The organism is Polaribacter filamentus, assembly GCF_002943715.1.
GTDB lineage: Bacteria > Bacteroidota > Bacteroidia > Flavobacteriales > Flavobacteriaceae > Polaribacter > Polaribacter filamentus.
Map to the genome: position 1 here is coordinate 1 of NZ_MQUA01000012.1, position 9,663 is coordinate 9,663.

Sequence of the window (9,663 nt, forward strand, 5' to 3'; positions counted from 1 at the left end):
ATTACTACCCATTTATGGCTTAAATAAAGCCGGAAACTATGTTTATGAAGGCATATTTGCAGACATTGATGAGTCGCCATCCAAAACATACCTTATTGAAAATTATAAGGCTGAAAAAACAGAGACATATTTTAATTTGGCTTTTAACAAACGTCCAGAATTTGAGCTTTATAATTTAGATAAAGATAAGGATTGTTTAAATAATTTGTCAGGTCAGCAAGATTACCATATACTAGAAGCACAAATGAAAAATATTCTAATAGAAGAATTAAAGAGAACAAACGACCCACGTGTTGTTGGCCCCGATTTCACAATATTTGATAGTTATTTAAGGTATAATAAAATAGGAAGGTTTCCAAAATCAACTTACTATGTTGAAGATTTCCATAATTAACAATGGTTTGGAGAGGAATTAAAAAATGGGTAAATCAAAAAGGATGATTTGTCCTAGAATGTAAACCATATTGACCTATTCTTGAGACTAAAGGGGCATTGTTGTCAAAAATAGGTTAAATTTTAAAATTGATCTAAAATTTGATTCGAGAATAAGTCCATATGGTTTGCTAAACACTCTAATATTTGGACTTTTACTTTTATTATTATCGCCTAATTAAACAAAGAAAATGATACAAATATCTGTATGTTTAAATGATGTGATATTTGTTTTTGTCATAATGTGAACAAAAATAAATTTAAGTTTGATATTGGTTTATAAATTAGTTGAATATGATCATAAATATTTGATTTTAAATTTTACATGCATTAAATATTTTCAATAATCTAAAAACTAAAAACGTTTTTGCATACGATTTTATAATTTTAAGGGTTTTTTAGCTTAATATTTGTGCTTAAATCATTTTAAACACAGAGCTCATAACCCGAACGTCACTGGTTCGAGTCCGGTTCCCGCTAACAAAAGAAATACCAGTAAATATAGAACGCGAAGAAAACCTAAAGTAACTAAAAACCAGAAAGATACAATATGAATAATCCTTAACTTAATAACATTGGGCTAGAATTAGCAATAAATTATATACGGCTTAAGTTAGCATTTTAATAAAAACACTAAATTAGACATATAAATTAGAAAGAACAAAAGAGGGGATTAAGGTTATGATATACGCAGAAGCTTAAGACTTCGTCAACATTGAAAATCACCTCTCTTTTCTACACAGATTTCGTACAGTTCTATGAGGCTTTTTAGACCTCGATTTTAAGTCGTTGAAACTCGCGTAGTATGTCCTTTCAAAAAACATTTTCTTATGAATAAAGATATTAAATATTTTGGTATTGACATCAGCCATTTAGTTTTTGATGTTACAGATTCTGATGGTAATTACTATCAATTTAAAAACAGCTTAATTGGATTTAAAAAATTCATGAAACTTTTGGATTTTAATAGCCATTGTGTGATGGAAGCTACCGGTTATTATCACTATCAGTTAGCGTATTATTTACAGGAGAATAGCGTTGTATTATCCGTAGAAAACCCATTATCAGTAAAACGTTTTATTCAGATGAAACTATCTAAAATAAAGACAGATAAAAGTGATTCTAAGCTTATTTGTGAATACGCAAAACAAGTAGATTTAAAGCTTTGGCAGGGAAACTCAAAACACCAATTAGAATGTCTTCAAATGACAAGATTACTTTCTGTGTATACAAAACAGAGTACTATGTTAAAAAATAAATTACATGGAGAAGCTGTTTTAGGGCAACCTAGTAAATTAGTTGTTACTTCATTAAAAGGAGTTTAAGACAACTCAAAAAAGAAATAGATACTATAGAAGAAAAGCTTTTGTTGTTGGTAAATGAAGTGCATAAAGATATTTTAACACGTTTAAAAAGTATTCCAGGAATAGGAAAGAAAACATCCTTAATGTTAGTGGTTTTAACGGATGGATTCGATCGTTTTAAAAGTGGAAGTGAGTTATGTAGTTATGCAGGATTAACCCCTATAATTAGACAAAGTGGATCTAGTGTAAATGGCCGAGCACGAATTAGTAAAATAGGAAATCAAAAGCTGCGAAATTTATTATTTATGTGCAGCTTTAATGCCTGTAAATACAATAAAGGGTGTAAGGCAATTTATGATAGAATAGTCGCAAAAGGTAAGCGTAAAAAATTAGCTTTAATTGCAGTTTGTAATAAGCTATTAAAACAGGCATTTGCCATAGCAAAATCAGGATTAATATATGATGACACCTATATAAGTACTTTAGTGAAAAATTAATGAGATTTTACTTGTTTTTTACCACAGTACTTTGTTGTGCACAGGCTTTTCTCATTTTAATTGATTTTCTACTATTTTTTCCAATTCATTTTGTTTAAAGTCAAACCAAGATTGGCGAAAATTAGATTGGTCTATTTTATGCTTAAAATTCTGAAAAGGTTTTTTCTGTTGTAAAACATCTTGTAATTCCAATTTTAAATTTTGGTCATTTAACTGCTCGATAAATCGCTCCATTATTTTAAATGATTCGAAACTTTCAAGTATCTCAATTTTTATAAAATTTTCTTTTTCTGATTTATCTTTTCTAAATGCTCACGGAAAATCTCTTTAAATTCTTCTTCGTCTGAAATTTGTGAAAAATCAGGAATTGCTATAATTTCATTCGTTTTCATATTGTAGTAGCATTCATTTCCGCAATCTAATTCTTGCGCAATTTCTCTAACTACACTTTGTTTTGAATTATCCATAAAAGCAACCGTGTTTATCCTTTTTTATGATTTCTATAATTTCCCTAAATGAGTAGATTCAGGAAATGGTTCGTAAATCTCCCATTTTCCGCTAGCTCGCATCCAAAATAGATTCCATTTTTTCTTTGATTTATAATGTCGGATTTTAGCAAAATCAATTTGTTGCATCTTTTTTGGGTTGTCCCATTCAGGTCTGATTTCGAATAGGATTACAACTTTCCCGTCGAATGAATACCCGATATCAACTTGTTTACGAACTTCAAGGTTTTCAGGTCGTAATGATTCCACATACTTTTTAATAGTGGATTCGTTTATGTCAATCGTAGTGTTTTTCATTATGTTCCAATTTTTTTCAGCTTGTGCACAACTTTTGGTATATGGTTTGTTGCGTGGTAAAGTAACAAATTTAGCAAGTACAAACCAAATAGAAAATCCGCAAGGACTTTCGCAAGTAGGCAAGAAGCAAGCAATAAATTATATACGGTGTGTGTGCCCAGTATGGGCCTCTTTAACTTATCGCAAGATAAGTTATTCAACTAGAGGGTGCAAGTCCCTTATGCACAGGAGTAACGTCTTGAAGCATTAGTAAGTCGCAAGGGTGGTAACTGCGAAGTTACATCTGAAGAAAGCGAGACTACAAAACTCGTTACTGACGAACAGAAATCGTATACAGCGGCATATTTACTTGGGTAAGCAAGCACATCATTGTAACGCCCAAAAGAGTAACAAAAGGGTAAGTATGTAGATACGGCAGGAATTGAGTGAAAGAAGATGCCATTACCTGGGGAGGTCTCTAGAGCCACGAGTTGGCTGTATAGAGAAGTCAGCAGAAGTCATAGTACTTACAGGAAACGAGGAGGGAAAAACCCTCACGGTCTCACAAGTAAGGAAGGACTGAACATTAAATTACGTTGTAATTCGACTAGGAGGCATTGCTAGCCTAGTCTTAGCTCAACAGGAGTAAACAAATTATTTAAAACTATGATTGCCCAAGTATTAGAAGCTACGAATCTTTATAAAGCAGCACGTCAAGTTATGCGCAATAAAGGAGCAAGCGGAATAGACAGTATGTCGCATCAAAAACTCCCTGAATACATTAGGGAAAATAGGTCAGAACTACTGCTATCCATTTGTAATAATAGCTATGTACCACAAGCAATTTTAGGAGTAACGATCCCTAAAGGAAATGGTAAAACCCGACTTTTAGGAATACCAACGGTAGTAGACAGATGGTTACAACAGGGGGTAAACCAACAATTAATGACTAAGTTCGAATACGAATTTGAAACCTTTAGTTACGGATTTCGCCCACAGAAGAACATCCAAAAGGCAGTACTACAAGCCCAGCGATACATCAATGATGGCTATCAGGATATTGTAGATATTGACTTAAAAGGATTCTTCGATGAAGTAGACCATTGCATCCTACTGCAACTTATTTACAACAAAGTACAATGCCGAACCACCTTGCGTTTAATCCGAAAATGGCTTAGAGTTCCCATTTCAATAAATGGAAAACTTTATAAACGCCGAAAAGGAATTCCACAAGGCAGTCCAATAAGTCCATTACTATCTAATATTATATTAGACGTTCTGGATAAAGAAATGCAAAAACAAGGGGTACGATATGTGCGTTATGCAGACGATTTTAGTATGTATGCTAAAAGCAAAAGCGAGGCAAAACGAATAGGAAATAGCATGTATTTGTTTCTTAGAGACAAATTAAAGCTCCCTATAAATGGTGCTAAAAGTGGTATACGCAGACCTGTAAATTTTAAATTGCTAGGACACGGTTTTGTGCCAATCTATAAGAAAGGCATAAAAGGGCAGTATCAACTAGTTGTAAAACAGGAAAGTTGGGAAAAGTTTAAGCGCAATCTTAAAAGTTTAACCAAGAAAACCAAACCAATGTCTTTACTAGAAAGACTCGAGCGACTAAATCAAGTTTGCAGGGGCTGGATGAATAATTACCGATTAACAAACATTTATGCTAAACTTAAAAAGTTGGATGAATGGTTGCGAAATAGGTTACGATATTGCATTTGGCATGATTGGAAAAAACTAGAAAGAAAACGTAAAAGCCTAATTCGATTAGGAATAGAAAACGGACAAGCGTATGCTTGGAGTAGAACAAGAATGGGAGGCTGGGCAGTAGCCCAAAGCCCTATACTTAAAACTACAATTACCCTTTCTATACTTAAAAGAAAAGGTTACAAACCCATGGTAGATTACATAAATAAGAAGCAAACTTCAATTTGGTGAACCGCCGTATACGAGACCCGCACGTACGGTGGTGTGAGAGGCGCACTGGCTACTTTTTGGTAGTCAGCCGTCTACTCGATTCTACGCAGTTTTTATTCTTCACTTTTGTTAATTATTTCAATTCCTTTTTCAAGGGTTTCATCTTTTTGAATTGTCGTTTGTTTCACATAATTGGTAGGCACGTACTTTTCTCTTGGCGTTCCATTCACGTGAAATAGTTTAGCTGTTGAAAGGCGGTAACCAAAATTTTGATTTTTAAACGAAAACCCGTTCATTTCTCCTGCCAACCTCTCCATTTCAGAACCAACTATTTCTGCTCTTTCTATTCCTTCAAAACCTATCACAAGTCCTTCTCCCATACTTCCTGTCCATCGTCCGACTAAAATCACAACGGGTTTTTTGTATTGTTCCTTTCTTGGGTTTACATATTCTATCCAACTTCTTTCTAAAATCGGATTTCCGTCATATTGCTCGATTGTCAAATGTTTTTGATATGGCTTAGGTTCATTGATGAATCGTCCCATAATTCCACGAGCCACATATGAATTGCCACCATCTACGGTATTTCTCAAATCTATTATCAGTCCTTTGGTGTTCATCAACTTGTCGAGAGCTTTGTCAAACTCATTTATAAGACCGTTATTTCCCAATGAATTGTTTATAGTAATTATTCCAATCTCATTTTCTACGGTCAATGTTAGAAGTTCAGAAGATTGTTTGATTTTTAGTTTATCCAAATCAAATTCAACAGTTTCTTTACTTTCCAATTTTAAGGTTAGAATTCTAGGTTGATTGTAACGACCTGCCAAAAGTTTATTAGCTATCCACTCTCTAACGCTTTGGGATTTTTTGTCACTGCAATGCGTTGGAAATTGTTCGATTGCTCTGTCAAAATCAGTTCCGTTTATTTTTAATAACTCTGCTCCAATTATATTTTGTTCAAGATTTTCTATTTGGATTTGCCAAACATTTGATACTATCGGCTTTCCATTTTTGATAGTTACATATATTGGTGAATATAACCTGAATGAAGAATTTCTATTGGTGTTTAAGATTAGATGACTATCATAAAATTCGTCTAAGAGATACTCAAAAAAAAGAACAATTTGTTCTTCTGTTTTTATGTCTGGAATTTGTTTCTCGTAATATTCTCGGATGCAATTTAAATCAACATTTTTTCTTGTAGATAAATGTAATTTTGAGATATATCAGTTAAGATTTCGTTTAAATCTTCCTTTATTTTTGTTTGGTCTATTTTATTGCTCTGTGAATTAGCATAAGAAAAATTTAGAAAGATGATAAATACTAAAATCAGTTGTTTCATATATGTTACGATTGTTGTTTTAAATTGCGTAGAACGTTGTTGTATATGGTTTGTTGCGTGTTTTAAGCAACTAATTTAGTAAATAATTACCGACCAAGAAAGTCCGCGAGGGATTTCGTAAGTAGGCTTGAACTAGCAATAAATTATATACGGTGTTGTAGCCAGTTTTTTTATTTTCAATCTGGATATTCTTTGCTAGTTATTTTAAATTCTTGATGATTTGTAAACCAGCCAAGTAATTCAACATTTTTCCTTATCTCAAGTTCTTCTTCTTTCGAAAAAGGTACTATGTCTTTCATTAATCCCATTTTAAATTGTTTAAATTCGTTCGTTGTTGCTATTAGAATCATTGATTTACTCTTATAATTAGAGTAAACACAAAAACTATCAAGTGCTACAGAAAGTAAGTTGTTAGACATTTCTTGTGGCATTTCTTTTGGGTAGAAAGCAAATACAATTCCTACGCCTCCAAAATCAGCATATCTTCTTGCTAAATAATTTCCTTTTGAGGTTTTATAAGAGTCGTAGAATTGCAAAAAGTTTTCGGAAATTATCCTCCGATTAAACCTATCAAAAGACATAATAGCTGTTGCAAGTTCTATTGAGTTTTCATTGATATTGTTTAAGACTTCTCTTTTAACTAGTTCGTCAAGAAAGTAACTGTTCCTGTCTAGTTCTCTTTTTTGCTGTACTTCTTTGCGTTCATTAAAATCTTTCCAAGCACCATCTAATTGGATGAATATGCCATTATACTCATCTGAATTAATTAGTTCGGGAAATGTCCTTTCATTTTTCAGGTAATGTGCTAATAAATCGTGCTCAGTTCCTGAAATTAAGAGACTTTGATTGCCAGTTGGGTTAAAATTATTTTGTGCATATTCAAAAAATTGTTTTGCTGTTTCTGCAGGGAAATCATCTTCTTCACCAGGCATAATAGTAGCAGTTTTGTTCGCAAACAATTCTTCTCTCTTTCTTAAATATTCAAGAAAATCGGGAATTGTATCTAATTCACGAACTATTGTTTGAAAAGCTTCTTTATCCAAAAGAGTAATGAATTTTTCATCTTTTGTTTCTTTGTTAAATGGATAAAATCGTACTCCTTCTCCTAGGTTAACAATAACTCTATGAATTTCTTTAACTCTTTCTTTTGGAAATTTTTCAATATCCCTTTTAGGGTGCTTAATGAAAATATCTATTTTACTTTTTAATAGCTTTCTTTCTGCTCCATAAATTTGTTTAACTGCCTTGTCAATAGTTCTTCTAAAGTATCTAGAATAAAAGTCTTTAAATTCATAATTCTTGACCGATATAATTATTAGCTTGTCTCCGAATAAAATTAAAAGGTCACATATTTCTTTTTTATCTCCATTTTCATCTTTTGGACTTGGATAACACCAATGTTCAATAAAAGAATTGAATGCAATTTCATTCACAAAATCCTCTCCAATATTTCTTTTTCTGTTGAATTCATCTCGTTCGGTTAATTGGCTACAACGTGATTGTATAAGATTAGTTGCGTGTTTTAAGCACGAAAGTTAGTAAATAAACACAGATTTAAAATCTGCGAGAACTTTCGTAAATAAGCTAAAACCAGCAATTAATTTTATACGGTGTGTGTGCCCAGTATGGGCATCTTTAACTTATCGCAAGATAAGTTATTCAACTAGAGGGTGCAAGTCCCTTATGCACAGGAGTAACGTCTTGAAGCATTAGTAAGTCGCAAGGGTGGTAACTGCGAAGTTACATCTGAAGAAAGCGAGACTACAAAACTCGGTACTGACGAACAGAAATCGTATACAGAGGCATATTTACTTGGGTAAGCAAGCACATCATTGTAACGCCCAAAAGAGTAACAAAAGGGTAAGTATGTAGATACGGCAGGAATTGAGTGAAAGAAGATGCCATTACCTGGGGAGGTCTCTAGAGCCACGAGTTGGCTGTATAGAGAAGTCAGCAGAAGTCATAGTACTTACAGGAAACGAGGAGGGGAAAACCCTCACGGTCTCACAAGTAAGGAAGGACTGAACATTAAATTACGTTGTAATTCGACTAGGAGGCGTTGCTAGCCTAGTCTTAGCTCAACAGGAGTAAACAAATTATTTAAAACTATGATTGCCCAAGTATTAGAAGCTACGAATCTTTATAAAGCAGCACGTCAAGTTATGCGCAATAAAGGAGCAAGCGGAATAGACAGTATGTCGCATCAAAAACTCCCTGAATACATTAGGGAAAATAGGTCAGAACTACTGCTATCCATTTGTAATAATAGCTATGTACCACAAGCAATTTTAGGAGTAACGATCCCTAAAGGAAATGGTAAAACCCGACTTTTAGGAATACCAACGGTAGTAGACAGATGGTTACAACAGGGGGTAAACCAACAATTAATGACTAAGTTCGAATACGAATTTGAAACCTTTAGTTACGGATTTCGCCCACAGAAGAACATCCAAAAGGCAGTACTACAAGCCCAGCGATACATCAATGATGGCTATCAGGATATTGTAGATATTGACTTAAAAGGATTCTTCGATGAAGTAGACCATTGCATCCTACTGCAACTTATTTACAACAAAGTACAATGCCGAACCACCTTGCGTTTAATCCGAAAATGGCTTAGAGTTCCCATTTCAATAAATGGAAAACTTTATAAACGCCGAAAAGGAATTCCACAAGGCAGTCCAATAAGTCCATTACTATCTAATATTATATTAGACGTTCTGGATAAAGAAATGCAAAAACAAGGGTACGATATGTGCGTTATGCAGACGATTTTAGTATGTATGCTAAAAGCAAAAGCGAGGCAAAACGATAGGAATAGCATGTATTTGGTTCTTAGAGACAAATTAAAGCCCTATAAATGGTGCTAAAAGTGGTATACGCAGACCTGTAAATTTAAATTGCTAGGACACGGTTTTGTGCCAATCTATAAGAAAGGCATAAAAGGGCAGTATCAACTAGTTGTAAAACAGGAAAGTTGGGAAAAGTTTAAGCGCAATCTAAAAGTTTAACCAAGAAAACCAAACCAATGTCTTACTAGAAAGACTCGAGCGACAAATCAAGTTTGCAGGGCTGGATGAATAATTACCGATTAACAAACATTTATGCTAAACTTAAAAAGTGGATGAATGTTCGAAATAGGTTACGATATTGCATTTGGCATGATTGGAAAAACTAGAAAGAAAAGTAAAAGCCTATTCGATAGGAATAGAAACGGACAAGCGTATGCTTGGAGTAGAACAAGAATGGGAGGCTGGGCAGTAGCCCAAAGCCCTATACTAAAACTACAATTACCCTTTCTATACTTAAAAGAAAAGGTTACAAACCCATGGTAGATTACATAAATAAGAAGCAAACTTCAATTGTGAACCGCCGTA

Annotated in this window: 8 protein-coding genes and 2 pseudogenes; 5 read left to right on the forward strand and 5 right to left on the reverse strand. The window is 33.6% G+C overall.

From position 1 onward, the window contains the following. Both BST83_RS19750 and BST83_RS02005 read left to right on the forward strand, forming a co-directional pair. Positions 1 to 394 (forward strand): annotated as a pseudogene (locus BST83_RS19750) (hypothetical protein); the annotation flags it as partial. A gap of 868 nt (positions 395 to 1,262) precedes the next feature. Beyond that, positions 1,263 to 2,233, forward strand: a pseudogene (locus BST83_RS02005) (IS110 family RNA-guided transposase). A gap of 51 nt (positions 2,234 to 2,284) precedes the next feature. On the opposite strand, the gene BST83_RS20340 reads toward BST83_RS02005, so the two are convergent. From BST83_RS20340 to BST83_RS02015, 3 genes are read right to left on the reverse strand one after another with little or no spacing between them, the layout of a single operon-like run. Next, entirely contained in the window at positions 2,285 to 2,467 is a 183-nt protein-coding gene (locus BST83_RS20340; RefSeq protein WP_240614614.1) for a UPF0158 family protein, read from the reverse strand. Positions 2,468 to 2,505: 38 nt separating this feature from the next. After that, the gene (locus tag BST83_RS20345; RefSeq protein WP_240614615.1) at positions 2,506 to 2,700 is read right to left on the reverse strand and encodes a hypothetical protein; all 195 of its coding nucleotides are present in this window, start codon (positions 2,698 to 2,700) and stop codon (positions 2,506 to 2,508) included. Between the two features lie 33 nt (positions 2,701 to 2,733). After that, positions 2,734 to 3,036 (reverse strand): DUF3024 domain-containing protein, encoded by a 303-nt coding sequence (locus tag BST83_RS02015; RefSeq protein WP_240614616.1) that lies wholly within the window; start codon positions 3,034 to 3,036, stop codon positions 2,734 to 2,736. Positions 3,037 to 3,681: 645 nt separating this feature from the next. Between BST83_RS02015 and ltrA the strand changes: the two genes are divergently transcribed. Then, positions 3,682 to 4,962 (forward strand): group II intron reverse transcriptase/maturase, encoded by a 1,281-nt coding sequence (gene ltrA / locus BST83_RS02020; RefSeq protein ID WP_104808356.1) that lies wholly within the window; start codon positions 3,682 to 3,684, stop codon positions 4,960 to 4,962. A gap of 92 nt (positions 4,963 to 5,054) precedes the next feature. Here the strand turns inward: ltrA and BST83_RS19755 are convergent, their stop codons facing one another. Together BST83_RS19755 and BST83_RS02030 are read right to left on the reverse strand one after the other, a co-directional pair. After that, positions 5,055 to 5,729 carry a S41 family peptidase gene (locus tag BST83_RS19755; RefSeq protein ID WP_170062713.1) on the reverse strand — a complete coding sequence of 225 codons (675 nt, stop codon included), beginning with the start codon at positions 5,727 to 5,729 and terminating at the stop codon, positions 5,055 to 5,057. A gap of 733 nt (positions 5,730 to 6,462) precedes the next feature. Continuing rightward, positions 6,463 to 7,719: a hypothetical protein gene (locus BST83_RS02030; RefSeq protein ID WP_104808358.1), complete on the reverse strand. Its 1,257-nt coding sequence runs from the start codon at positions 7,717 to 7,719 to the stop codon at positions 6,463 to 6,465. Positions 7,720 to 8,394: 675 nt separating this feature from the next. Here BST83_RS02030 and BST83_RS20350 point away from each other — a divergent pair. Together BST83_RS20350 and BST83_RS20355 are read left to right on the forward strand one after the other, a co-directional pair. Continuing rightward, positions 8,395 to 9,156: a reverse transcriptase domain-containing protein gene (locus BST83_RS20350; RefSeq protein WP_240614617.1), complete on the forward strand. Its 762-nt coding sequence runs from the start codon at positions 8,395 to 8,397 to the stop codon at positions 9,154 to 9,156. A 258-nt stretch (positions 9,157 to 9,414) separates the two neighbouring features. Further along, complete coding sequence (locus tag BST83_RS20355) at positions 9,415 to 9,621, forward strand: hypothetical protein (protein WP_240614618.1); 207 nt, start codon at positions 9,415 to 9,417, stop codon at positions 9,619 to 9,621. Positions 9,622 to 9,663 lie beyond the last annotated feature (42 nt).

Excerpts from the sequence above, each read along its gene's own strand:
- BST83_RS20340 (WP_240614614.1), bottom strand. The coding sequence starts at position 2,467 with ATGGAGCGATTTATCGAGCAGTTAAATGACCAAAATTTAAAATTGGAA.
- BST83_RS20345 (WP_240614615.1), bottom strand. The coding sequence starts at position 2,700 with ATGGATAATTCAAAACAAAGTGTAGTTAGAGAAATTGCGCAAGAATTA.
- BST83_RS02015 (WP_240614616.1), bottom strand. The coding sequence starts at position 3,036 with ATGAAAAACACTACGATTGACATAAACGAATCCACTATTAAAAAGTAT.
- ltrA (WP_104808356.1), top strand. The coding sequence starts at position 3,682 with ATGATTGCCCAAGTATTAGAAGCTACGAATCTTTATAAAGCAGCACGT.
- BST83_RS20350 (WP_240614617.1), top strand. The coding sequence starts at position 8,395 with ATGATTGCCCAAGTATTAGAAGCTACGAATCTTTATAAAGCAGCACGT.
- BST83_RS20355 (WP_240614618.1), top strand. The coding sequence starts at position 9,415 with ATGTTCGAAATAGGTTACGATATTGCATTTGGCATGATTGGAAAAACT.